The sequence below is a fragment of the Nonomuraea sp. GTA35 genome (assembly GCF_041950525.1).
GTDB lineage: Bacteria > Actinomycetota > Actinomycetes > Streptosporangiales > Streptosporangiaceae > Nonomuraea.
The window spans coordinates 1-23,557 of record NZ_JBGNUV010000028.1; the positions used below are offsets into that span (position 1 = coordinate 1).

The following is a 23,557-nucleotide window of genomic DNA, read 5'->3' on the forward strand; positions in this document are numbered from 1 at the left end:
CCCACCGCTCATCGGATAAGTCCGTCGCGTACGGCTTGCGTTCACTCACCCGGCCATCTCAACACGTCCACGCCCACCAGGCAGGCATAACGCTACAGATTCACTCGATCACACTATGACATCAGGGGCATCGACCCGCAGACCGCCCTCTCAGGGCGGCGGAGGTATCGCCTTTGATCGCTGCTCGCTTTGGGTTTGCAGATTGGCAATATGCGCATCTGAACGGCGCCGACCTGAACGGCGCGAACCTGCGCTACGCGGAGCTGTTCGGCGTGGACTTGGGTGGCGCGGACCTGAGACGTGCAGACCTGTCCCACGCGGAGCTGACCTACACGGACCTGTTCGGCGCGGACCTGAGAGGCGCGAACCTGAACGGCGCGCAGTCGGGACTCGCGGACCTGAGAGGCACGGACCTGAGAGGCGCGGACCTGAGAAACGTCAGGGGTATCACGCCGGAAGAGATTCGCAAAGTCGCAAAGATAGACAAAACAACCAAGTTCTGAGTCGCAATCAGGTCGCTCGCAGAGCTTCGGCCACATCTTCGGATAGACGTTCATGGCCGAGGCGGCGACCTGCGGTACGCAGCCACTTTAGCTCCGGCGTAAGCCGAATTGAGTCGATCGGCAGGCACTGCACGCTTCGGGCGTGCGGACCACTTCGCGCGTCCATGCAGACGACTTCCGAAAACGACACTGGAGCTCGGGCTGAAGTTACGGTCACTGACCGATAGAAGTCGGTCGGCCGGTTCGGTGCGCGTCGGCCAGGGTGCGGCCACGCTGCGGGCCGAGCACGCAGGCCGGTACGAGCTGTATGTGCGTGCGCCCGTTGCCCAGCCCGGCGTGTCAGGCGCCCGCATGAAGGTAGGAGGCCCACAGTGAGGGGGCGGCCCGGAGCCGGTCGCGCAGCGTATGGACGGCACGGTGGAGGGCGTGGGCGGAGCGGCCGGTGTCGAGAGCGCCGGTCTCCGTGCGCAAAGCGGTGTAGAAGGCGTCGGCCACGTCCACCGCGATGGCGTCGTTGATCTCCCACAGAGTGCCCACCACATGCCGGAACCCGGCGAGCTGGAAGGCGGAGGCGAGGTGGATGGCTTCGTCGCGCAGCGTGGGATGGCTGGTGAGTGAGGTGCTGCAGGCCGACAGGTAGGCCAGTTCGGCACGGTCGAGATTGACGGGGGCGAGGCTGGCCACCGTCAGCGGGGCGGTGGCGTGGTCGTGAAGCAGGAGCCGGCTGAGGGAGGGCTCGGCGGGGTCGCTCATGGCGTGGCAGGCGAAGTGCGCGATCGAGCATTCGGAAAGGCCGGAGAGCACCTCGGCCCGGACGGGGGCTCGGTCACCGTGGCGTGCCGGGGAGCGCTCGTGCGGGTCCGGCTCGACGAACCGGAGGGCGCCGGGAAGCCGGGTGCTCAGCAGCGCGGCCTCGTTGGCGGCGTACGGCAGTGGGTTCTCGCCGGGGGTGGTGGGCATCGCGACGATCAGGCTTCTTGCGGGCGTGGAGGAGGTGGGCGCCGACGTCCGGGCATGCCGCAGAGCGCGGACGGTGGGAGTGTAGGAGGAGATGACGCGGTCCATGACCGTACGGTCACCTCGCTTCCCCGCCGTCGGACGGTGGTGGCCGGCGGCGTGCAGGGGCAGCAGGCCGAGTGTCCCGCCGGGGATCCACCACACCCGTGGCCATGGCGTTCCCTGGACGTGCGGCCCGTCATGGCCGAGCGCGAGCAGGACTGGTTCGGCGGCGGCGTCCCACAGCCATTCCAGGATGTCGTGGAGAACGGCCTGAGCCTCCATCCGCCGCCTTCCGGTGACGCGCGGGTTCCGGGTGACCGTCAGCGCGTGGTGGAAGGCGTTGACCTTGTCGATCAGGGGACGGACGGCGAGCTCGGGAAGGTGGAGGTGGGTGATGCCCTGCGTGGTCAGCAGCAGGGCGTCGCTGCGCAGGTCAGAGGTGTTGAACGCGACGATCGGCCCCTGCCTCGCCTCCTCGGTGAGTTCCTCGGTCGTCGGCGGGAGCAAGAACGAGGCGAAACCGTCACACGTGCGGATCTCCCTGACGGTCGCCTCCAGTTCGGAGACCAGGCGGTGACGGTCGCTGCCGTCCTGGTGGTCGAGCGGCGTCGTGGTCGCGCTCATGGGGACGAGGGCGGGGTCGGCGGTGTCGAGCCGGTCGCGCAGTTCGACGAACCGAGCCGCCAACCGGGGTTGGCGCGTCCGGAGCTCGGTGAGGTCGCTGCGCGTCTCCAGCGCCTGGGTGAGCAGGAGGGCACGGCCGGCTTCCAGCAGTCGCAGCGCCCGAGCCGCGCTGTTCCGTTCCGGTCCCGCCTGGCCATCTGCGGCGAGGATCTGGGCTGCGGCATCGCTGGCGAGGCCGGCGAATCCCCCCAGGGCGTGCTGCTGGTCACTGCGACGGAGTTGGCGCGGCGCGACCTGCGGCAGCAAGCGTACCGCGGTCTCCATCAGGTCCGCTGCGCGGCCGGGCTGCGCCATCAGGACAGCCAGCCTCGCGGCTGCCCTGGCCGCGCGGATCCGGGTCGACGGCTCGCCCGCGGTCACCTCCACTGCGCCTTCAAGGGCATCTGATGCCGCAGTCAAGCCCTCTCCGGTGCGCTCCAACCGCATCATCAGCGCGATCCCGAGATTGTGCAGGAAGGTCACCCGGTCGGGGTGGTCGGCCAGGCTCGTGTCCACCGCCTGCTGCCGGGCGGAGATGGCCGCATCGAGGTCCGCCTGCTGTCCGGAGCGTTCGAACCGGGTCTCCCGGGCCGCACCCAAGTTGTGCAGGTATTTGGGCCGGGTGGGGAGGTCGGCCGGAGCGATGGCCACGGCCTGTTCGAGGGTCTTGATGGCGGCGTCGAGGTCTGCCGGTACCTCGGTGTGCTCGTACCTCTGAAGCAGGACACCACCGAGGTTGGACAGGGACATCGCCCGGTCGGGATGAGCGGTCGGGGTGGCGGCGGCGGCCTGTTCGAGAGCTTCGACGGCGGCGTCCAGATCGGCTGGTGCGCCGGTGCGGCTGAACCGGGTGGACAGGGCGCTGCCGAGGCCGGTCAGATAGAGGGCCCGGTCGGGGTGGCCGGCGGGCGTGGCGTTGACGGCCTGCCGCCCGATCTTGATGGCGGAGTTGAGGTCCGTCAGCGCGCCGCCGTGCATGAACCGTACGTACAGCGCGAAGCCGAGGTTGAACAGGAATATCACCCGCCGGGGATGGCCCGCGGGAGTGACGTCCACGGCCTGTTCGATGGTCTCGATCGCAGAGTTGAGGTCCGCCAGCGCGCCGGTGCGCCCGAACCGTGCCTGCAGGGCGATGCCGAGATTGGACAGGGAAAGCGCCAGATTGCGCTTGTCTGCCGCGGTGACGTCCGCCACGGCCTGCCGCCCGATGTCGATGGCGGCATCCAGATCCGGCTGCTTGGCAAGGCGCTCGAATCGTTGCCAGAACGCGAGGCCGAGCAGCGACAGGTAACCCGGCCGATCGGGATCATCGGCAGGCGCGGCGGACACGGCCTGCTGCCCCGCCTCGATCGCGGCGTTCAGATCGTGCATCGAACCCGTGCTGGCGAACCGTGTGGACAATGCGCTGCTCAGGAGGGACAGGTGCTTGGCGGAGGCGGGACGGCCGGCGGGAGTGGCGGCCAACGCCTGCTCGATCAGGCGGATGGCGGTGTCCAGATCGGGCAGCGAACCCGCGAACGCGAACCTGGTGCGCAGGGCGGCGCCGAGGTCGGCCAGGTAATCAGCTCGGTGAGGGTGGTCGGCGGCCACGGTGGCCACGGCCTGTCGCCCGGCCTTGATGGCGGCGTCCAGATCGGGCAGCGAACCGGTGCGCGCGGACCGGAACTGAAGGGCGGAGCAGAGGCTCGCCAGGCCTGCGGCGCCGTCCGGCTGCCCGGCCGGAGTGGCGGCCACGATCTGCTGTTTGGCCTCGATCAGGGCGTCCAGGTCTTCGGGGGCGTCGCTGTGCTCGAATCGTGCCTGCAAGGCGGAGGCGAAATTGGTCAGGTAACCCGGTCTGTCAGGATGACCGGCAGGCGTGGTGTCGACGGCCTGCCGTCCCATCTCGATCGCGGCGTCCAGGTCCTCGGGCGTTCCTGTTCGCTCGAAGCGCGTCAGCAGGCTGCCGCAAAGGTTGGACAGCGTCCCGGCCCGGCCTGGATCGCCGGCGGGAGTGGCATCCACGGCTCCCCGCCCGGTCTGGATGGAGGCGTCCAGATCCTCTACCGCTCCGGTGAGCTCGTATCGGTCGCGTAAGGCGAGACCGAGGTTGCACAGGGCCTCGGCCTGTACGGCGTGGTCGGCGCCGGCGTCGACGGCTTGTTCGGTCGTGGCGATGGCCGCGTCCAGATCGGCCGGTGAACCCGTGTGGTGGAACCGCACCAACAGGGCTGCGCCGAGATTGACCAGATGGCTCGCCCGGGCCGGATCTGCGGAGGCAGTGGCGGCCATGGCCTGCTCGAGCAGGCCCACGGCGAGATCCAGGTCGGGCATCCGGCCGGTTGCCTGGAAGCGCAGCCGCAGCGCGTGGCCGAGGTTCGACTGGTAATTCGCCCGGTCGGCATCCGTCGCACCATCCACCGCCTGCCAGCCGGCCCGGATGGCCGTCTCCAGGTCTTCGAGCGCTCCCGTGCGCTCGAACAGCGCCAGCAGCGCGCCGCAGAGCCGTGACAACATTGACGGCCGGCGCGGATCCTCATCATCGACGGCGTCCACGGTCTCCCCCCAGGCAAGGGCCACAGCGCTCAGGTCCGCGGGCGAGCCGGACGCGGCCCGTGCCTGGAGAGCGGCGCAGAGATGGACCAGCATCATCACCCGATCGGGGCCGTCGATGCCGGCGGCCTGCCGCCAGAATCTGATGGCGCTGTCCAGATCCGCCGGGTCCTCGCTGAGACCGAACCGCGCGAGCAGGGCGGTGCCGAGGTTGAACGCGATGGCGGCCAGGTTGTCGTAGTCCGCCGGCGCGACGTCCATGGCCTGCTGCCCGGCCGTGATGGCGGCGTCCAAGTCGGCCGGGACGGCCGTGCGCTCGAACCGTCTGCGCAGGATGGCGCTGAGGTTGGAGAGCGCGCCGGCTCGCATGTGCTGATCGTTCGAGGAGAGATCGACCGCCTGCTCCGCGGCGTGGAAGGCGGCATCCAGATCCGCCGGCACGTCGGTAAGTTCGTACCGCTTGAGCAGTGCGGCGCTGAGGTTCACCTGGATGCCGGGCCTATCGGGGTGATCGTCGCAGGCGAGGTCCAGAGCCTGCTGCGCGGCCTCGACCGCCAGATCCACGTCCTCTTGGGTACCGGTCTTCTCGAACTGGTCCTGCGACGCGGCGGCGAGCCCGTAGAGGGCCGTCACCAGATGCGATTCGTCGGGCTCCGCCCCGTCCGTCCATGCGGTCGCGTCCGTGTCGGCCGGCTCGTCGAGTTCCGCACGTAGCGCCAGCGACACCCCCAGGTTCGCCAGGAACGTCGCTCGATCGGGATGATCGGCGGGGGCCACGGTCACAGCTTGCTTGAGGGCGTCGATCGAGGCGTTCAGGTCCTGCGCTGCCCCCGTACGCTGGAAGCGCCGCCTCAGCGCGACGCCAAGATTGGACAGGCCGCCGGCACGTCCAGGATCGTCGGCCGCGGTGCTCTTCTCGGCCTCCCCCCAGCTGAGGATCACGCCATCCAGGTCGGCTGCGGCGTCGGCGGTCTTGAACCGTCTCCACAGCGCGGTGCCGAGATCGAGCAGCAGGCCCGCCCGTTCAGGGGTATCGGTCCGCAGGGCTGCCAGCGTGCGGTGCCCGGCATCGATCGCGGTGTCCAACTCGGCGTCCGTCCCTGTGAACTGGAGCCTTCTGCGTACGGCGAAGCTGAGGTTGGCCAGGAAGCTCGCGCGGTCCGGGTGGTTGTCGGGCAGGGCCGCGGCGGCCTGCTGTCCCGCGTCGATGGCGGCGTCGAGGTCGGCCGGGTCCCCTGTGCGTTCGAACCGGCTGCGCAAGGCGGTGCTCAGATTGGACAGTGCCCCGGGCCGGTCGGGATGCCTGGCGGGGTAGTTCGCCACGGCCTGCTCCAGCGCGTCGAGCGCGGCTTCGAGATCTCGGCGGTCGGTGTCGAGTTCGTATCGCGTGAGCAGGCGGGAGCCGAGCCCCGCCAAGTGACCTGCCGGCCGCGGATGGTTCGCGGGGGCCAGACCCAGGGCCTGCTCGGTGAGGTCGATGGCCGCGTCCAGATCGGCGCGTACGCCGCCGTGCCGGTAGCGCTCGTGCAGGGAGTCGCCGAGGTTGGCCAGGCACATGGCCCGATCCGGGCCGTGCGCCGTGAGGTCCACGGACAGCCGCCCGGCATCGAGCGCCGCTTCCAGGTCGGCCGGCACGCCCGTACGCTCGAAGCGGCTGCGCAGCGCGAGACCCAGGCTCGACGCGTACATGCCCTGGACATCATGCCCTTCAGCGGCGGTGACGGCGCGCTCCAGGCAGTCCACGGAGGCCGCCAGGTCGTCGGCCGAGCCGTCGCGCGCGAACCGGAGGTGCAGCGCGACGCCGAGATGGAACAGGGCACCCGGCCGGGCGGGATCGTCACCGGGAGCGAGCGCGACGGCCCGCCTGCCCGCCTCGACGGCGTCGTCCAGATCCTGCCTCGCGCCGGTAAGGTCGTAGCGGTTGCGCAGGGCGCCGGTGAGGTTCGCCAGGAGGGCGACGACCTCCGGGTCGTCCCTGGCGATGCTCGCGGCGGCGTCGCGGCCGGCGTCGACGGCGATGTCGAGGTGAGCCGGCGACCCGGAGACCAGGAACCCTTGGAAGGCGGCCGTTGCGAGTGCCGTCTGCATCGCGTTCCGGTACGGGGCGTCCACCGAGGTCCAGGCAACGGATCGGCTGATCCCTCCGATAGCGTCGTCCAGGTCCTCGAAGGCCCTGTTGAGCTCGAAACGTTGGTACAGCAGGGATGCGAGGTGAAACTGCCGGACGCCCCGATCCGGGTCATCGACAGAAGTGGCCGAGAGGGCCTGCCCCGTCACCTCAATCGCCTCGTCGAGGTCCGCCGGATCGCCGGCGCGGTCGTACCGCTCCCGCAGTCCCGCGCCGATGCCGAGCAGCCACTCCGGCCGTTCGGGATCGCCGGCCGCCATGGCGGCGACGGCCAGCCGCTGCACTTCGATGAGCGCGTCGAGATCGTCAGGCGAGCCGGTGAGCTCGAACAGCGCTGCTCTCACGGTCGCCATGGCCTGCGGCCAGTGCGGCGGGATGGCTTCGTCCTCCGGCAAGGAGTCGAGGGCCTGCCGCATCGCGTCGGCGGCGCCGTGCAGATCTTCCAGGGCACCGTACTGATGGAATCGGGTGTGCAGCGCGTGGCCGAGATGGAAGTAGTGGTCCGCCGGTTCGAGATCGTTCTCCATGGCGGCGTCAACGGCCTCGCGGTACGCCTCGACGGCGGCCTCCAGAGGCTCGTGCTCCCCGGTCGTCTCGAACAGGCGATGCAGGGTGATGCCGTACATGGTCAGGCGGTACGCCCGGTACAAGTCGTCGCGCGGGGTGGCGTCGGCGACGCGCCGCCAGGCGTCGGCGGCCGCCCGGGCGACGCCGGGGTCGGGCGCGGCCGCCTGCTCCAGCAGCGCGGTCGCCGCGGGGTCCGCCGCCTGCGCGAGGCGGGCAAGGAGTGGTTCGGGAAGCGGTTCGAGACCTGCGAGCAGGCATTGGGCGAGCAGCGCGATCGCCCTGTCGAGGATCTCCTCGCCCTCCTTCTCCGGCAGGGCCAGATGCTGGTACCAGTACAACCAGCCGAGCGCGTGCACGGCGGCGATCCCGCCGTCCGGTACGTCCGCCAATATGGCGGCGTCGGAGAGGACGTTGGGTGACAGCGCGTGGGCCGGATCCTGGGTCTCGGCGATGCGTTGGAGATGCGCCTGTACCGCAGCGACCTGTTCCATGGCCACAACGTCCCCTCTGGCGTACTGCGAGTGACTTTAGCCGGGCATCTGCCGCCTCGATAGAGCAGACAGCGGATACGGTGATCCGATGGAGGAGAACCAGGCAGCGGCAGGCGCAGACCCGCTGAGCGAGGCGATCGAGTACGTGTGCGAACACCTCGCCGACATCCGCTGGCAGCTGGAGCAGGCCGGCGACACCGGCCCGCTGGACCGGCTGCTTGCCGCGGTGCGCGCCGACGCCGAGGTGAACGACCTCATCCGTACGTTGCACGACGCACTCCAGTCCGGCGGCGACGCGCTGGGCGTGTACGGCCACGTACGCAGCGCCCTCCCGAAGGCCCTCAGCGACTTCGGCCTCGCCCGCCCGAAGCACACCCTCTACCTTTGCCCGGGCCGCCGGTGCACCCGCTACGCCTGGTTCGATCCGGCCGCCTCGCCGCCGGTCTGCGCCATCGACAGCGCGCCCATGGTGCCGGAGCGGCTGTGAAATGGGCGGACTGCTGGCAGAACTCGGGAAGAAGATCGCGGAACGCTGGCTGACGTTACTCGTTCTACCGGGCGCCCTCTACCTGGCGGTCCTGGCCGCCGCGCGGACGATGGGCCACGCGCACCCCTTCGCCATGGACCTGCTGAGCCGCCGAATCGACGGACTCGCCGGCGCGGCCCAGTCGGGCTCCGCCGGCCGGACGGCGATCGTCCTGCTTGCCCTGCTGCTGGCCTCAGCGGCCGCCGGCGTGATCGCGCAGGCCGCCGGGTCCCTGATCGAACGGCTGTGGCTGGCGGCCGACTGGCAGCGGTGGCCCCTACCCGGCCGCCGCCTCGCCGGGTCGCTCGTCGCGCGCCGCCGCGCTAGCTGGCAGGCCGCGAGCGACCGCTACGCCCAGCGCCGCGAGGAGAGCGCCGCCGCCCTGGCCCGCGCCCACCGCGCAGGCGGCAGGCCGCCCCAGACAGGGGACGGCTTGGAGGCCGCGTATGGCTCCCTCGTCCGGATCGCCCACGAACTGCCCGAGCGCCCGACCTGGATGGGCGACCGTCTGGCCGCCGTCGCCATCAGGCTCGACCGTGACTTCGCCCTGGATCTGGCCACCTTATGGCCGTACGTGTGGCTCTACGTCCCGGACGTCATCCGCACCGAGGTGACCGCCACCCGCGACGCCCTCAGCCGCGCCACCACCCTCGCCGGCTGGGGCCTGCTCTACCTCGCCGTCGGCGCCCTGTGGTGGCCGGGACTGCCACTCGCCGCCGTCATCCTCCTCACCGCCTGGCGCCGCGCCCGGACGGCCACGAACGCCTACGCCACGCTAGTGGAGGCCGCCGCCCGGCTCCACACCCCGGACCTGGCCCGTCACCTCGGCCTCGACCTATCAGGTCCGCTGACCCGGCAGGTAGGCGCGCAGCTGACGCACCTCCTGCAGACAGGACAGATCACCGCCGCACCGGGCCGCTGATGCTCCGTCGCGACCGGCTTCAGCGACGGCCCCCTGACGTCCACCGCTCATGTCGACGTCACGAGCTGCTCGCCGTGCCCGGGCCACCCAGGTGCCGGGCGAAGAATCGGATTTAGCAATGCGTCAGGGCGTCATTGGCTACGCCCTGACGTATCATCATGTCATCAGTGGGTAGTGCGACGAGGAAATAACTGTGAAGCAGTATCACAGCATGGACGAGAATGCCTTCTGGACGATGATCGAGGTGTCCGGTATCGAAGAGCAGACAAAGGCTGATCGGGTGAAATGGTTGGAGATCAGCTAGTCGTTAGGCCTTTGGAAGAGATTATCGATTTCCATATGTGGATGTTCTTGTGTGAGAAGCGTGCCGAGACATGGGAGTTGTTCGGTGCGGCAGGACTTCTGTTCGGCATCACCTCCGGCAATCGCTTCCAATATTTCGTCAGGCGGCTCATAAGCCTGGGTAGGCAAGTATATGAAGCTGCCATGGAGAATCCCGACAACCTCATTGAGGTGTCGGCAGTTCGCGAGCGCGTCCAGTATCGTCACTCGGTAGGTGTGCTTCCGGAAGAACTATCTGTTAATTTCGAAACGCTAGGATATGTCTCGATCGACGCGTATAAGCGGGCGACCAGCAAAGAGGCGATCACTCTCTGGGAGGCAGTCGAGGCAAGGGGTGTAGAAATTCGGGAGCCGTTCCGCCCCAGAGGTGAGTATTGGGACGATAACGAGGATGCGCAGTGGCGCCTACCGCGCATCTACAGGTATCTAAGCGACCTGAATGCCTGATTCGCCGCAACTTTTTAGCTGTTATAAGTTTCGACGGTGTGCCGCTCGAATATTGAGTTACGTGGTCTGAGCTGCGGTTACGCGGCGTGGTGGTATTCGTTGATTGTGCCTGTAGCGATGTGGCTTTCGGCGAATGAATTGTAGGTCGTTGAGGCCGGTCATGTGCCGGGCAGGTCGCGTTGTGACATCCGGATGGCGTTGGTTTCGGGACTGGTGCGGTAGGTGCCCGTTGTAGTGGATCTGATACTTCTGGAGCACGACGGTCAGGTGGCGCTCGTTGAGGATCAGGATGCGGTCCAGGAACTCGCGGCGCAGGGTGCCGATAACCCGCTCGCAGATGGCGTTCATCCTCGGCGTCCGCGGCAGCGTGGTGATGGTCCGTAGCCCTTCAGCTGTGAAGACCTCACGAAAGGCAGAGGTGAAGAGCGGGTCCCGATCGTGGATCAAGAACCGCAACTCGACAACGCGGCCACCCAGGTCCATGACCAGGTGGCGGGCCTGTTGCACCGTCCATGCCTGCGCCTGCCGATAATTCCATCCGTGCAGGTCAAGCGGCATGTGAGTATTCGTGGAGGATGCCGCCGAGCCGGTCTCGTCGTCGTATGCTCAGGTCGACAATTTGCTCGGGATCCGTGATCGGATCAGGGACGGCGCGTTGCGGAGCCGCTTGGCCCAGGGCTTGGTGGGCTCGGTGCCGGTTGTAGAAGTGATCGTACTCGCGAAGAGCGTGCCGCAGGTGGTGTTCGTTCCACAGGAGGCAGCGATCGAGGAGTTCGTGGCGGCAGGATTGCACCCACCGCTCCATATGGAATTCATGCGTGGCATCCGGATGCCGGTGAGTACGCTCTGGATGCCTGCATCGGCAAGGATTCCGTCCATGAGGATGGGGAATTTCCCATCCCGGTCTCGGATCAGAAAACGTGCTTGGCAGCCTGCGTCTTCCAGGTCCATCACGAGGGTTCCTGATCGTCTGGATCACCCAGTCGGCGGTCGGGTGAGCGGTGGTGCCCAGTACGCGAACGCGCCTGCTGGGGTGCTGGATCAATGCCTTCTTGCTTGAGGATCTCCCAGACTGTGGACGGCGCGACCTTGATGCCGAGTGTGGCGAGCTCACCGTGTACCCGCCGATAGCCCCAGGCGGGTTCTCCCGAACCAGACACAGGATGAGGGCGCGGATGGAGCGGACCGTGGGTCGGCGCCCACGTCGGTTCGGCTGGCAGGTACGGGCGTGACGACGTCTCATCAGGTCGCGGTGCCAGCGCAGGACGGTGTCCGGCCGGACGAGAAGCCGCAGCCGGCGCAGAACCTCACGCGGCAGTGAGGTCAGAAGCGCGGAGAGAAAGGCCCGGTCCTCGGACGCGAATCTGGCTCTGGTGTCGGCGCCGAGTTGGCGTTCAAGGACGGCGATCTGGTGGCGCAGGGCGAGTACCTCCACGTCCTTGTCCCGATCGCTCAGGGGCAGCAACCGCAGCGCGGCGAACGTGTTCGTGACGGTGAGGTAAGCCAGGCGAAGGAGCACGACTGATCATCCTGTCGCACGCGTTTCCATCCCCCGGGTGGCCCTGAGTTCGCGCCGCCACGTGAAGGCCTCACAGGGTCATGAGCTGGGCGGATGTAATTTTCGGCAGGCGCAGAGATGCTGGAGTTCGTGTACGGCGCCGACGCCCAGGACCTGCCCCGCCGCACCTGCCTGGAGCGCGCCGTCGCCGACTGCATCACCGCCGGCGGCACCCCCCACGGCCGCGTCGGCTGGCTCCCCTTCACCGGCTGATCCGGCTGGGCATCCCGCTGCTGGCCTTCGTGGTGCTGCTCCGGCTACTGATCAACTTCGGCGGGTACCCCGGCGGGCCGTACCTGGAGTTCTCCTTCGCCTCCTGGGACCCGGGTCCCATGTGGTTCGCCGAGGTGCTGATCGTGTTCGCGCTCGGCTGCGTCGCCCACCGGCGCGGCTGGTTCGACCTGCTGCCGGCCCGGGCGTGGCTTCCCGCCTTCTGCGCCGCATTCGTGTCGAGCGTGGTGCTGCTGCCGGCGTCGCTTCCTGACCCACCGGGCTGGTCTCCTCGTCGCTGATGGCGCTCCGGGAGTCGGTCTTCGCGGTCAGCATGATCATCGGGCTGACGGTGACCTTCCGGGAGCGGCACAACGCGCAAGGGCCGCGCGGGCGGTTCCTCGCCGAGCACGCCTTCACCGTGTACGTCATCCACCCCGTCGTGCTGGTCGCGGTCGGCTGAGGGCTGCGGTGGCTGGAGGCGCCGGCGATCGCCAAGTTCGCGCTGGCGATGGCGCTGGCTCTCCCGCTCTGCTGGTCGGTGGCCTATCTGGTGCGGCGGCTGCCGTACGCGAATGCGAGTCCTCTGATCTCGCCTGGGCGTACGGCATTCGGTACGGGCTCACCGGTGGTGAGCCCGTACCGGCCGGTCATGACGCGATGGTGTACGCGTCGTGAATGATCTGTTCGACCTTGTTACCGGTGGTGTCCCAGGTCTCCAGCTTCAGGGTGATGGTGCCGGACTTCGGGTTGTGGACCTTCACCTGGAACGTGTTCTCCGCGGACTTCTTGACCTTGGCCTCCGACCAGGTGCTGCCGTCGTCCGGCGAGATCCAGGCGCGGGCGCCGGCGAGGCCGGCCGCGGTCACGCCGGACTGGGCGCCGACGGTGAACTCGTGCGAGCCGGACGGAGCGGTGTTCGTCGGCGACAGGCCGAGCTGGTAGGTCGGCATGAGCATCGGCTGCCAGGCGCACGGCTCGGAGGTGCCGCTGACGATGTGCTCCAGGCAGCCGATCGGGGCGGCGACAGTCGAGGCGCTCGGGCGTTCCGAGCGGAACGTCCAGGTGGTGTCGATCCTCGTGCCGTGCGTCCGTCCCACGTCGGCGGTGCGGAACGTGCTGGTCGCCCGGTACGTCGCCGCCTCGGCCGGCAGCACGTAGGAGGCCAGGCCGAACGCGTCCCGCACCGGCTGGATCTCCGTCCCGTCAGGACCGTAGAGGTGGGTCTCCTCCACGTCCGGCAGCGGGAACTCCTGGACGATGTGGCCAGGGATGTCGGCCTCGCGGTACTGGCCGAAACTGATGTCGTCCAGCGAACGGAACCGCAGCACGTCGCCGGCCCGGCAGCTGTCGCACGGGAGGGACTCGCCTCGGTAGACCTCGGGACTCGTCCCCGCCTCGGGCTGGCGGGCGCCCGGCACCTTCAGCCCGTTCCAGGACTCCGTGCCCGTGCTGGAAGCGGCGAACGAGCCGTGGTAGGCCCACGCGACCGACGACCAGTTCTCGGCCGAGTTGGTGAAGATGTACTCGCGGAGCCAGAACATGTCCGGGCCCAAGTCGCTGTAGTACTCCGTGCGGCTCGTCCGGCTCGGGAACCCGTGCATCAACCTCGCGCTGATCCACTCCCACGGCAGGTAAACGTGGCTGACCTCCTTGGCGTCGTCCATCGGGCCGTACGTCCCGGTGACGGCGGGGTAGTCGGCGTGGTAGGTGACCTCCCGCCGGGCCAGATCGGCGTCCTGTGACGCGATGGTCAGCGATTCGGGGACGCCGTCGGGGAAGACGTGAAAGAGCTTGTACTCGTACGGCGCCTCCGCCTGGGCGCGGACCGTGACCTGACCGGCCTTCGCCAGCCGGTCGGCCTCCTCGCGAGTGACCTGGAGCGCCGGGATGGAGATCTCCTCCCAGGATTCGCCCAGACCGATGAAGCGCGAGTCGGTGACCAGTCCCGCCGCCCTCGCGGCCGTGGCCGCCCGCGCGTCGGCCATCAGTTCCTGCCACGTGTCCGGCCGGGTGAGCACGAGCCGGTCGCGGACGTCGCCGCCGGAGCGCAGCACGTCCTGCCCCACCAAGGTCAGCCGCCGGTCGCTCGCGAACTTCGGGTGGTCGTCGTGGCGTTCCCCCATGTAGCGGGGGTAGAGGGTCTCCTTGCCCGCCTCAAGGGTCGCCTGCGGCGCGATCAGGGTCTGGTCGATCGCGAACCACGCCTTCCCGACCGCCGGCGCCTGCGTCGGCGTGACCCAGATGGTGTTCGCCGCGGCACTGTCGTAGCCGAAGATGGACGCGCCCTCGTAGACGGTGCCGCTCGCGGTGACGCGGCCGTAGTCGAGGTTCGCTGTGACCGGCACGCTGGGCCGCTCGGTCTCGAGCGCGATGGGGATCGTGTCCGCGAGGTCGAGCGTCAGCGTGGTGTCACCGTTGACCTGGAACTCGGGCTCGATGAGGAGGGCGGAGTGGTTGCGTCCCGCGGGCCCGGGCTCGGTGAAGCTCGGGTCGGCCGTGATGTAGTAGACGCCGCCGTCCGACACCGGCAGGGACAGCTCCCAGCTGTCCGGCTGAGAACCGGGCCGCCACTGGTTGCTGACGTGGGTGCGGGGCCCGTGCGCCATGTTCGGGTCGGTGTCGTTGACCAGAATGGCGGTGAACGTGCCCTGGGAAGCTTCATAGATCGGCAGACCGGGGCGGCTGAGCAGGCGGACCGTCAGCGTGGCCTCCTTGACCCCCTTGGTCGCGCTGACCGGCACCACCACGCGGTGCGCCGCGCCGGTCGCCTCGAGTCGGCCGCTGTAGGTGGCCGGAACGCCCATCGTCGGGTCGAACGTGAGCGTCACGCTCGCCGTGCCGCCCGCCGGCACGGTGACCGAGTTCCTGTCGAGGGTGGCGAATCCGGGCTCGGCCGCGCCGCCGCCCACCACGTTCATCGACAGGTTCAGCGCCAGATCGACGGGCTCGGTCCCGGTGTTGGTGTACGTGACCGTCTTCGTCAGGCCCTGGCCGGTGTACGGGTACGTGAAGGCACCGGAGATCGACGGCGTGTCGGAGAAGACCTGCTGGGTCACCGCGCGGGCCACGTCGAGGCGGCCGGAGCCGTACTCGAAGACCGTGCCGGCGACGGGGGCGGTGCTTCCGATCAGGGTGTTCTTGAGCCGCTCGGGCGTCCAGTCCGGGTGCTGCTGCGCCAGGATCGCCGCCGCGGCGGCCACGTGCGGAGTGGCCATCGAGGTGCCCGACGCCGCCGTGTACCGGTCGTCCACCGGCGAGCCCATCGAGGTGCCCGCCGCGCGGGCCGCCACGATGCCCACGCCCGGAGCGGTGATCTCGGGCTTTATCGCCTTGTCGCCCCACCGCGGTCCGCGGCCGGAGAATTCGGCGATCTGGTCCTGCGCGTCGACCGCGCCGACGGTCAGCGCCGCGTCGGCCGCTCCCGGACTGGACACGGTGCCCGGGCTGGGGCCGTCGTTGCCCGCGGCGATGACGAAGAGCGTGCCGTGCTCCTCCGTCAGGTCGTTGACCGCCTGGCTGAGCGGGTCCTTGCCGTCGCTCCACGCGCCGCCGAGGCTCATGCTGACGATCGTGGCGTCCTCGGTGGCCGCCGCCCACTCCATGGCCTCGATGATGCTCGAGGTCGGGCCGCTGCCCTCGTCGTCCAGCGCCTTCGCGATGGCGAGCTCGGCGCCGGGCGCGACGCCCTTGTGCCGCCCCTCCGAGGCGGCACCGGAGCCGGCGATGGTGGAGGCCACGTGGGTGCCGTGGCCGTGCCCGTCGGTGACGTCGTCCGGTGCTCCGCCGCCGGGCTCACCTTCAGGGACGAAGTTCCGCGAACTCACGATCTTGCCTGCGAGGTCCGGATGGGCGGCGTCGACGCCGGTGTCGATGACGGCGACCTTGACGCCCTTGCCGTCGAGCCCGGCGGCCCAGGCCGCCGGGGCGCCGATCTGCGCGTTGCTGACGTCGTCGAGCGCCTCGACCTTGGCGTCCAGCCAGATCTTCTCCAGGCCGGCGTCCGGGCCGGTGGCGTCCGCCCAGAAGGCGCCGGCCTTCTTCTTGGTCACCTCCACCGCGGCGGCGTTGATGCTGGCCAGCCGCTTCGGGTCGCCGGCGCCGTCGAACTCCTTCGCCTTCTTGATGCCGGCCTTCTGCTCGTACTGGAGGATCACCGGCAGTTCGCCGGTCGCGCTGTCGGCGTAGTCGTTCTCGGCCAGGTACGTGAGGTCGAACAGGCGCTCGTCGAGCAGGCCCGAGGAGATCGCGCGCTGGGCGTCGGCCGGGATCGTGAAGTGATGACCGTCCTCGCCGGTGCGCGAGTGGAAGATCATGTTTTCGCGGCCGGGCGCAGGGGTCACGGCCGTGGCGACGCGGCCGTCGCCGTGCCGGGTGTAGCGGATCGAGTCGCCGGTGATCAGCGTGATCGTCGTCGTGACGGGTTGGCCGAGAGCCTTCCCGGGGTTCTTCGGGGCCGCGGCGTGCGCTGCTTGAGTGGTGGCCGTCACGGCGAGTGCCAGCAGCGGTGTCAGCACCGCCGCGGTCATCCGTCTCCGTAAGGCTGGTTTATGCGCCACCCTCGAGCTCCTAACTACTCGTGAGGGAATGTCACGTTTTATTGCGACCTGAGTGAATCGGTTCAAGGTCGGCTTCGTCTAGAGTTCGCCGTGACCGGAAGTGGCAGGTGCCATATATGGACAGGTCTTGTGGCGACAGGGAGGTCCGGCGTTGCTCGAGGAACTGGGGATCAGGCCCTTCGAGGAGAGGGTCTACCGCGCCGTGCTGCGCCGTGCCGCGACCACCCGCGCGGAACTCGCCGGGGTTCTGGACGCGGGACCGCGGAAACTGGGCCGGGCGCTGGCCGAGCTGGAGGAGCTGGGGTTGATCCGCCGGTCGGGCGACGCGTACGCGCCGGTCCACCCGGACTCCTCGATCAACATGCTCATCCACCGCCGCCGCGCCGGCCTCGACGAGGTGCGCGGATCGCTCGGCGAACTGGTCGACGAGTTCCGCCTGGGCAACCTGAAGGCGCACCCAGCGGGGCCGTTCGAGATCTTGGTCGGCGTCGAAGCGATCTATGAGAGCGCCCATCTGGATCAGCTCCCGACCAGCTCCATCATGACCTTCGACAGGCCGCCGTACGCCGCGCCGCTGGGGCAGCCGGGCTTCGACGAGATCGGCGTGGAGGCGCCGATGCTCCAGCGGGGCGTGGAGATCCGGGCCGTCTACTCCGCCGCCGCGCTGCAGCCTCCCGGCCGGCTGGCCACCATCATGGAGCTGGCCCGCCTGGGAGAGCAGGCCCGCACCCTGCCTGACCTCCCGGTCAAATTCAAGATCATCGACCGCAGGATCGCCATCATGATGCTCGCCGACGACGACAACGAGATCATGGTCGCCACGGTCATCCAGCGCTCACCCATGCTGGACGTTCTGATCGCGCTCTTCGAGGCGTACTGGGTGACGGCCCGCCCCGTGCTGCCCGGCCCCGAGGAGTCCGGCGACGGCGAACTCAACGAGGACGAGACACTCGTCGTCGGCATGCTCGGCGCCGGCCTCACCGACCAGGCCATCGCCCGCAACCTGAACGTCAGCCTGCGCACCGCCCGCCGCCGCATCTCCTCCGTCATGGAGAAACTGAACGTCACCAGCCGCTTCCAGGCCGGCGCCGCCGCCGCCCGCCGCGGCTGGATCTGAACTCCGGCTTCGAGGCGCGGTGCTCTGAGGCGGCCGCGGGGAAGGGCTCCCATCGGACTCGAGCTGCGTCGAAGAGCTGCAGCTGCTGGCGGCCGCACCCGGCGACACGGTGCACAACACCATCGCCGGGCGGGTCCAGGCCGCCTTGCTCATCCAAGCCGGACGCATCGAGCGATCCACCTTCCACACGCTGCCTGAGCAGACGGCCTGAAGCGTCTCACGCGGTGGGCTTAAGCCCAATTCGCCATTGGCGGAATCGGGTGTACAGCCGGCGCAGCTATCCGTTCGGCGCGCGTCAGCGACGCCGAAGGATTAGAAGTGGCGGGGTTCGGCCCAGAGATCCACCACGGAGCTGATCTGGGCCGCCATGAAGTCGGCCGTGGCGCTGGGACTGGTGAAGGGTGCCTCGCGGTGGTCGTCGGTCACTGGGGTGAACGGCGGCAGGCAGACGGCTGTTGACGGCATCGTGGGCGGTAGTGCGTCGGCGTCATTCAGGATGAGCATGTCCGCCACGAACGAGGTGACTTCCCCGTCAGCGTTGCGGCCTATCCACACCGGGTAGCTGCCGTCGCCCAAGCCGCTCTGGTAGGCGATCAGATTGGTGCCGGTCTGCGGGGCGTGAACCTCCGAGGCCAAGAGGTCCACTTCCTGGTCGGACTCCTCTTCCCACTCTTCGATGAGCTTCTCGAACTCGTCGCGGCCCGAGGCGTCGAGGAAGCAGCCCATCCCCGCATCCACGCCGAACCCGAAGAACTCGTCGGCGTCGAGCAACCGGACGTCTTGTCCTGGCAGCAACGCGAGCTCCCAGCTGGCGGTCGGCTTGTCGAGGATCCGCACCATCGCGGCCGGGGTTTCGCCTTCCCAGTTCGTCCCCTCCCAGCGCATCGAGGCGATCAGCACGGCGTAGTCGCCAGGTGCCACGGTGACGGTGAAGGGACCGGAGTCACCCAGAACGTAGGGATCGGCCGCGATCAGCGAGCCGGTGGGCAGGTGGAGCCATCCCGCGTGCGAGGGCTCAGTGATCAACGCGACGCGCCCATCGTCGGAGACCAGGCGGCTTCCGGGAGTGAAGAGCGCTTCAAGATTCCGGGGGCGCATCGGCAGCGGGGCCGACCAGGGAGGCGTCGTGCCTGAAACTGGTGCTTCCACGGGCTCCTGGGCCGGCACCAGGGTGATCGGGCCACTCAGCCCGAGCATCCGTGCATCGACGTAAGCCGTCCACGCGCCGAACTCCGCCTTAGCCACCGAACGGTGCTCAACCGGGACGCTCGCGCTGGTGTGAAGCGAACCGCCGACATCGCTCAGAGCCGGTCTGGCGCGTCCGTCCGGATCGATGGTCATCGTGAAACACCAGCCACGCTCAGGGAACTCCACGTCGGCGTCGGATGCGTGGCGCCACTCCTGGTAGCGCATCAGGTGTAGCCGTCCCGGCTCCAGTTGCCGGTATTCCCACTCCCTGTTACGCCGTTCGCACTCATCGAACAGGAACAACCCGAGATGACCGTGGCCCCAGTCGACCTGGAACAATGCCTTCGGCCTTCCTTGGACGGACAGCAGGACGGCGTACTGCTCACCTGATGCGTCCCTGCCACGGGCCTCCGTCTCCGATATCGGAGCGATGACGGCACGAATCTGTGGATCCCAGCCCTCGCAGTACGTGACGTCAACCGTGCTGACGTTCTCCGTCATCATGCCATCTCCGCCCGTGTTCAGCGTGATCGAATCTTTTCGGGCGTCACGCTAGCAACCGGCACCGACAGCGAACGGCACGCGGCTCGAGCTTCAGGCACTGGTGAACGCGGTCGACCTCACAGAACTGACCGCCCGAACTGACCCGCAGAAGCTGAAGAGTGTCCCGTGGTCTGCCACGGCTCAGGCTGTGCGGGGCGTTTGATGGAGCGTTTGGATGTTGGAGCACGTGCCGAGCGCAGGGATCGTTGTCTATATGTAGTGCCGGCGTGCTCTGCGGCCTTGAATCCGGTGTGTGGCGCCACCCGTAATGACCACATCAGGGTGTTCGACGTGCTCGGTGCGTGCTCGTACGCCCCGTCACGCATGTTCAGGACCTGGCACCGCCTGACACGCAAAAACGCGGTGACGCGGCACGAACGTCACCGAACGGCACGGGGTGGCACTTAAAGATCTTGCTTCTAATCCGACTGTTGTTAGGTGCGGATTTCGCGGGAGGGAGCTGTGAGCACGGGTCTGACCTGCGTGAGTGGGGGATCGGATGCGGTTTTGGAACTCTCGTCTAACGGCTGCGTGCTCCGTGTGTGCTCGGATGCACCGACCCTGGACACTCCATGATCCTCTTCGTCGTTTCCATGCCTCTGTGGCGGGGTTCGCGGCCTCGCAGTTGCCGGCAGAGGACGGCCGGTGCGGGGCCGGATGGTTGATCCGACTGCCAGCCTCGCAGTGGGACGAGCTTCCCTGATTCGGCCCAGTCTTCGTCGTCGCTGACATGGCGGTGACCTTCTTGGCCGCGGCCATGGCCACCTGTGGGTAGACCGAGGTGCACGGGTAAGTGTCCGGGGCGAAGGCGCTGGAGGTGTCCCCGACGTTTCCTGCACCATCATCTTCATCCCGGTCGGCAGCATCAGTGCGGCGGCGCCATGGCGGAGGTCGTGGAGCCTGTGATCTGGCCGGTCCTTTGAATCACTCGGCGATGCCGGCGGTTCGGCGGGGATGGGGCCTTCGTGGGTGCGCTGTGCGCCACCGCCTCGGGCGGTGCACTGATGTTCTCAGGGTTGCGTGCCGACTTCTACGCCCCGCCGTCCTGTGGCGAGTTCCATCCTGAAGTCGCAGGTCATGGGGCTGGTGTGATCGTGTCTGGGCATGCTCGGTCTGCTGGAAGCTGCTGATCATCGCGGGAAATCATCTGTCACGGACAGGCCGGGGTTTCTTGCCGGTTCGGGCGCCGCTGACAGCATGCCCCATCTACGATGCGTATCCGATCGGTTATCTTCGGTAATCGATGGAAGGGGTGAGATGTCACTGCTGGAACGGATCACCACACGCCGTGCGGAACTATCCGACCAGGCACAACATCTGGTCAAGCAACTAGCCGAGGTCGAGGGCGATACGACGAGTGCTGTGACCACATAGGTTCACCGGGTTGCCGCTGTTTGACGACAGTCGTGACCGGCACAACACTTCCTGCTCATGGGATGGAATACCTCAGCACTATTCGTCCGTGATCGCTCGATCGAGGATGTGCTCGGCTTCCTGCCGGATGTCTTCGAGTACAAGCCGACCAGGAAAGAGCTGACCGCCGAGTACGCGTGGTCCTCTTCCCCCGGCCAATGTCTCTACCTCGCCGACGAGGGTGGATGGTGCCAATTGTGGGACCCGGATCAGCGGATACCAACTCGGGTGGGGGACCTCGTCGAGATGGACGGTCCGGGAGTTCTCAAGGACACACAGGCGCTGGCGGTCGTATTCTCAAGCGTCAAAAGCACATATGCGTTGTGGCTCTATGAGGACGCGCACCTGGTTCGCTTCATCTGCTTCATGGACGGCGAGCCCGTAGAAGTCTTCGGCGAACCACTGCCGATCGAGGTGCAGATCGAGGTCCCCTCCTGGGGCCCCGACGAGGACTTCCTGCGGAGCGTGATCCGGGCGGTGACCGGACTGAACGACAATATCGATCAGCCCTTCACCGTGTATGACGTCGTCTGACATCCATGGGCGAATTCCATCCTGAATCCGCAGGTAGAGGGCCTTGTATGAGGTCGGTTGGGGATGCTCGGGCAGGTGGCGGAGGTGAATCATGGCGGGTGATCATTTGTCATCGGGCGGTCTCGATGGTGGTCAGCACCAGCAGCGCGCGCAGCAGCATGGTGGCCAGGGCCGGGTCGAGGCGGAGTTTGCTGAGGATCCGCCAGTTCTTCAGGTCGGCGAAGCCGTGCTCGACGGGAGCGCGTTCACTGGCGATCAGTTGGTTGACCTGCTTTTGCGCGCGGGTGAGGGGCTTGTCTCGGGTGGCTTTGCGGCCGGTGATGACGATCGGATCGTCGGGGTCGTCATCCAGGCCGACGAAGCCGAGGTCGGCGAGGGCGCCCAGGCCCGCGTCCCGTAGTTTCTGGACGATGTGGTTGTGGCGGGCGGTGGTGATCTCGGATGAGCGGCCGGGGCGGGCGGCGGAGATCCACAGCAGGTTCCCCGCGACATCGGTCAGGGCGAGGAACAACAGGCCGTGGGTCTTGTGCTTGCCTGAGTAGTTCTTGCGGTCATCGGCTCCGGTTCGGCGTTCGGTGCGGATCAGGGTGCCGTCGATCAGGACGACCTCTCCGCCCGCCTTCGTGATCTTCTTCAGGGCGCGGTCCAGTCGCGGCGCGCGGGCTGCGAGCAGGGCGATGACCTCGCGGACCCAGCGCAGCACGGTGCCGCGTGAGACGTGGTTGCCGCCGGCCATGTCGGTGATGCGCTGGTCATGGCGCAGGACGGCGAGCACGATGATGGTGATCTTCCCTGTGGGGAGCCTGCGCCAGCGCGAGCCGATCGCCTTCAGGTGCTCGCGCAGCACGCCGGTGACGAAGGTGAGCGTTGTGGTGGACAGCGGCAGACGGCAGGTGTAGACAGCGTGAGTGTCGCTCTCGGCGGGCTCGTTGGTCTTGTTCACACACCGCGATATCCCTGCCGGGGGCGTCCTTGCTCGGGGATCATCGCCCTGGTCAAAACAACCCCGCCAGGGCGAGCGGTGCCCGATCCGTGGCTGAACGGGCTGGCCGCCGCCGAGGAGGAAGATGCGCCGGGCGTGTGGACGCTGGACACGCTGACCGCTGCGGCCCGCGCCGCCGGAATGGAGGTCGGTCGCTCGCAAGTGCGCCGGATCCTGCTGAAGGAGGGGGTGAGATGGCGCCGCCCCCGATCCTGGACCACCAGCAAAGACCCGGAATTCGCCGCAAAAGATCCCGGATCGTGGACCTCTATGCGCGCCCGCCGTCCGGCGCGGTAGTGGTCTGCGCAGATGAACTTGGCCCCGTGGTGCCGCGGGCGTTCCCGCCCGCATTCGGCTGGTCGCCTGATGGGCACCGGATCAAGGCGCCGCTGGACTACTCTCGCGGCCCTGAAAAGACCTGGGTATACGGAGGTCTGCGCATCGCCGACGGGATCGCGGTGACCATGACGGCCCCGGTCCCGCAGCAGCCTCTACTATCAGCAGTTCCTCGCCACGATCGAGGCCGCCAACCCCGGAAGCGGCCTCATCTTCGTCATCACCAACAACTTATCCAGCCACAACAGCTACGCCACCCGGGACTGGCTGGCCGGCCATCCCCGGATTCAGCAGGTCTTCATCCCGGTCGGTGCCTGCTGGCTCAACCTGCAGGAGGCCTGGTGGCGCATCTTCCGGCGGCATGCCATCGCCGGGCAGTGCTTCGTCGGCCCGGACGACATCGGCTACGCCACCCGCATCGCCACCGCCCAGCTCAACGCCCAGGCCAAGCCCTGGATGTGGGGGCGCCCACCACCACCACGGCGGCTACGCCGACGGTTCACCTACACCCTTTGAGGAGCGCAGCACTAACTCGTCCAGGGCGGCGGGCCGCGGGCACGGCGTGCCCGCGGCCCGTTCGTGCGTGCCGCTATCTCGTCGCGATCGCCCGCTGGTCGGACCGGTCGATCACGGTCCTGCCGGCGAGCGGGCGGCTCAAGCGCACGTCGTGCTTGTAGTCGTAGGCCATCATGTTGGTGATTCGGCCTTCCTGCCACGGGAAGAAGGGCTCACAGGTGTCCCTGACCTCTATTCCGATGGTCACCTTTGTCGGCGACTCGGTGACTTCGGTGTCCGTGACCTTCTCGCAGAACGTGCCGTCCGATCCGGGGGGCCCGAACATGAGCGTGGCGGTCAGCGTACGCCCGTCCGGGGCGACGGTGACAGAGTCGATGCTGTACCACTCCGCCTGACCTCCGCACGCGCTCAGCAGGAGGGCTGCCGGAAGCAGCGCGAGGCCGCCGAGAAGGGTGCGGGACTTCGTCACGGATCACCTCCG

17 protein-coding genes are annotated in these 23,557 nt (G+C 68.1%); 10 read left to right on the top strand and 7 right to left on the bottom strand.

Annotated features, from left to right (window positions below; all coding sequences use genetic code 11):
• The first annotated feature begins 173 nt into the window (after positions 1-173).
• The gene (locus ACBJ32_RS56860) at positions 174-503 is read left to right on the top strand and encodes a pentapeptide repeat-containing protein (protein ID WP_375133954.1); all 330 of its coding nucleotides are present in this window, start codon (positions 174-176) and stop codon (positions 501-503) included.
• A gap of 339 nt (positions 504-842) precedes the next feature.
• Here ACBJ32_RS56860 and ACBJ32_RS56865 read toward each other — a convergent pair whose 3' ends face one another.
• Positions 843-7,883, bottom strand: coding sequence for a CHAT domain-containing protein (locus ACBJ32_RS56865; protein WP_375133955.1), 7,041 nt, complete (start codon positions 7,881-7,883; stop codon positions 843-845).
• A gap of 88 nt (positions 7,884-7,971) precedes the next feature.
• Here ACBJ32_RS56865 and ACBJ32_RS56870 point away from each other — a divergent pair, with 88 nt between their 5' ends.
• The 3 genes from ACBJ32_RS56870 (at position 7,972) to ACBJ32_RS56880 (ending at position 10,120) form a co-directional block, all read left to right on the top strand.
• Complete coding sequence (locus tag ACBJ32_RS56870) at positions 7,972-8,370, top strand: hypothetical protein (protein WP_375133956.1); 399 nt, start codon at positions 7,972-7,974, stop codon at positions 8,368-8,370.
• A gap of 1 nt (position 8,371) precedes the next feature.
• Positions 8,372-9,331, top strand: coding sequence for a hypothetical protein (locus ACBJ32_RS56875; protein ID WP_375133957.1), 960 nt, complete (start codon positions 8,372-8,374; stop codon positions 9,329-9,331).
• A 315-nt stretch (positions 9,332-9,646) separates the two neighbouring features.
• Positions 9,647-10,120: a DUF4240 domain-containing protein gene (locus tag ACBJ32_RS56880; protein WP_375133958.1), complete on the top strand. Its 474-nt coding sequence runs from the start codon at positions 9,647-9,649 to the stop codon at positions 10,118-10,120.
• A gap of 57 nt (positions 10,121-10,177) precedes the next feature.
• Here ACBJ32_RS56880 and ACBJ32_RS56885 read toward each other — a convergent pair whose 3' ends face one another.
• Positions 10,178-10,678, bottom strand: coding sequence for an integrase core domain-containing protein (locus tag ACBJ32_RS56885; RefSeq protein ID WP_375133959.1), 501 nt, complete (start codon positions 10,676-10,678; stop codon positions 10,178-10,180).
• 48 nt (positions 10,679-10,726) lie between these two features.
• Entirely contained in the window at positions 10,727-11,071 is a 345-nt protein-coding gene (locus ACBJ32_RS56890; RefSeq protein WP_375133960.1) for a hypothetical protein, read from the bottom strand.
• 436 nt (positions 11,072-11,507) lie between these two features.
• Between ACBJ32_RS56890 and ACBJ32_RS56895 the strand changes: the two genes are divergently transcribed.
• From ACBJ32_RS56895 to ACBJ32_RS56910, 4 genes are all read left to right on the top strand, one after another.
• Entirely contained in the window at positions 11,508-11,645 is a 138-nt protein-coding gene (locus ACBJ32_RS56895) for a hypothetical protein (RefSeq protein WP_375133961.1), read from the top strand.
• Positions 11,646-11,756: 111 nt separating this feature from the next.
• Entirely contained in the window at positions 11,757-11,891 is a 135-nt protein-coding gene (locus ACBJ32_RS56900; protein WP_375133962.1) for a hypothetical protein, read from the top strand.
• Positions 11,892-11,920: 29 nt separating this feature from the next.
• Positions 11,921-12,190 (top strand): hypothetical protein, encoded by a 270-nt coding sequence (locus ACBJ32_RS56905; protein WP_375133963.1) that lies wholly within the window; start codon positions 11,921-11,923, stop codon positions 12,188-12,190.
• On the top strand, positions 12,190-12,351 hold the full coding sequence (locus ACBJ32_RS56910) for a hypothetical protein (protein WP_375133964.1): 162 nt from the start codon (positions 12,190-12,192) through the stop codon (positions 12,349-12,351). The genes ACBJ32_RS56905 and ACBJ32_RS56910 overlap by 1 nt, the downstream gene beginning before the upstream one ends.
• A 187-nt stretch (positions 12,352-12,538) precedes the next feature.
• Here ACBJ32_RS56910 and ACBJ32_RS56915 read toward each other — a convergent pair whose 3' ends face one another.
• Positions 12,539-16,417, bottom strand: a complete 3,879-nt coding sequence (locus ACBJ32_RS56915) for a S8 family serine peptidase (protein ID WP_375133965.1) — start codon at positions 16,415-16,417, stop codon at positions 12,539-12,541.
• 181 nt (positions 16,418-16,598) lie between these two features.
• Between ACBJ32_RS56915 and ACBJ32_RS56920 the strand changes: the two genes are divergently transcribed.
• On the top strand, positions 16,599-17,564 hold the full coding sequence (locus ACBJ32_RS56920; RefSeq protein ID WP_375133966.1) for a LuxR C-terminal-related transcriptional regulator: 966 nt from the start codon (positions 16,599-16,601) through the stop codon (positions 17,562-17,564).
• A gap of 312 nt (positions 17,565-17,876) precedes the next feature.
• Here ACBJ32_RS56920 and ACBJ32_RS56925 read toward each other — a convergent pair whose 3' ends face one another.
• Positions 17,877-19,256, bottom strand: a complete 1,380-nt coding sequence (locus ACBJ32_RS56925) for a DUF4241 domain-containing protein (RefSeq protein WP_375133967.1) — start codon at positions 19,254-19,256, stop codon at positions 17,877-17,879.
• Between the two features lie 1,470 nt (positions 19,257-20,726).
• Between ACBJ32_RS56925 and ACBJ32_RS56930 the strand changes: the two genes are divergently transcribed.
• On the top strand, positions 20,727-21,242 hold the full coding sequence (locus ACBJ32_RS56930) for a hypothetical protein (RefSeq protein WP_375133968.1): 516 nt from the start codon (positions 20,727-20,729) through the stop codon (positions 21,240-21,242).
• Between the two features lie 109 nt (positions 21,243-21,351).
• Here the strand turns inward: ACBJ32_RS56930 and ACBJ32_RS56935 are convergent, their stop codons facing one another.
• Together ACBJ32_RS56935 and ACBJ32_RS56940 are read right to left on the bottom strand one after the other, a co-directional pair.
• A complete protein-coding gene (locus tag ACBJ32_RS56935; protein ID WP_375133969.1) occupies positions 21,352-22,386 on the bottom strand; it encodes a transposase family protein in 1,035 nt (344 codons plus the stop codon).
• Positions 22,387-23,149: 763 nt separating this feature from the next.
• Entirely contained in the window at positions 23,150-23,545 is a 396-nt protein-coding gene (locus ACBJ32_RS56940) for a hypothetical protein (RefSeq protein WP_375133970.1), read from the bottom strand.
• Positions 23,546-23,557: the final 12 nt, after the last annotated feature.

What these genes read in the sequence shown, in the direction of transcription:
- ACBJ32_RS56865 (WP_375133955.1), bottom strand. Translation starts at nt 7,883, where the DNA reads ATGGAACAGGTCGCTGCGGTACAGGCGCATCTCCAACGCATCGCCGAG.
- ACBJ32_RS56930 (WP_375133968.1), top strand. Translation starts at nt 20,727, where the DNA reads ATGGGATGGAATACCTCAGCACTATTCGTCCGTGATCGCTCGATCGAG.
- ACBJ32_RS56910 (WP_375133964.1), top strand. Translation starts at nt 12,190, where the DNA reads ATGGCGCTCCGGGAGTCGGTCTTCGCGGTCAGCATGATCATCGGGCTG.
- ACBJ32_RS56900 (WP_375133962.1), top strand. Translation starts at nt 11,757, where the DNA reads ATGCTGGAGTTCGTGTACGGCGCCGACGCCCAGGACCTGCCCCGCCGC.
- ACBJ32_RS56870 (WP_375133956.1), top strand. Translation starts at nt 7,972, where the DNA reads ATGGAGGAGAACCAGGCAGCGGCAGGCGCAGACCCGCTGAGCGAGGCG.
- ACBJ32_RS56915 (WP_375133965.1), bottom strand. Translation starts at nt 16,417, where the DNA reads ATGACCGCGGCGGTGCTGACACCGCTGCTGGCACTCGCCGTGACGGCC.
- ACBJ32_RS56885 (WP_375133959.1), bottom strand. Translation starts at nt 10,678, where the DNA reads ATGCCGCTTGACCTGCACGGATGGAATTATCGGCAGGCGCAGGCATGG.
- ACBJ32_RS56925 (WP_375133967.1), bottom strand. Translation starts at nt 19,256, where the DNA reads ATGATGACGGAGAACGTCAGCACGGTTGACGTCACGTACTGCGAGGGC.
- ACBJ32_RS56890 (WP_375133960.1), bottom strand. Translation starts at nt 11,071, where the DNA reads ATGGACCTGGAAGACGCAGGCTGCCAAGCACGTTTTCTGATCCGAGAC.
- ACBJ32_RS56875 (WP_375133957.1), top strand. Translation starts at nt 8,372, where the DNA reads ATGGGCGGACTGCTGGCAGAACTCGGGAAGAAGATCGCGGAACGCTGG.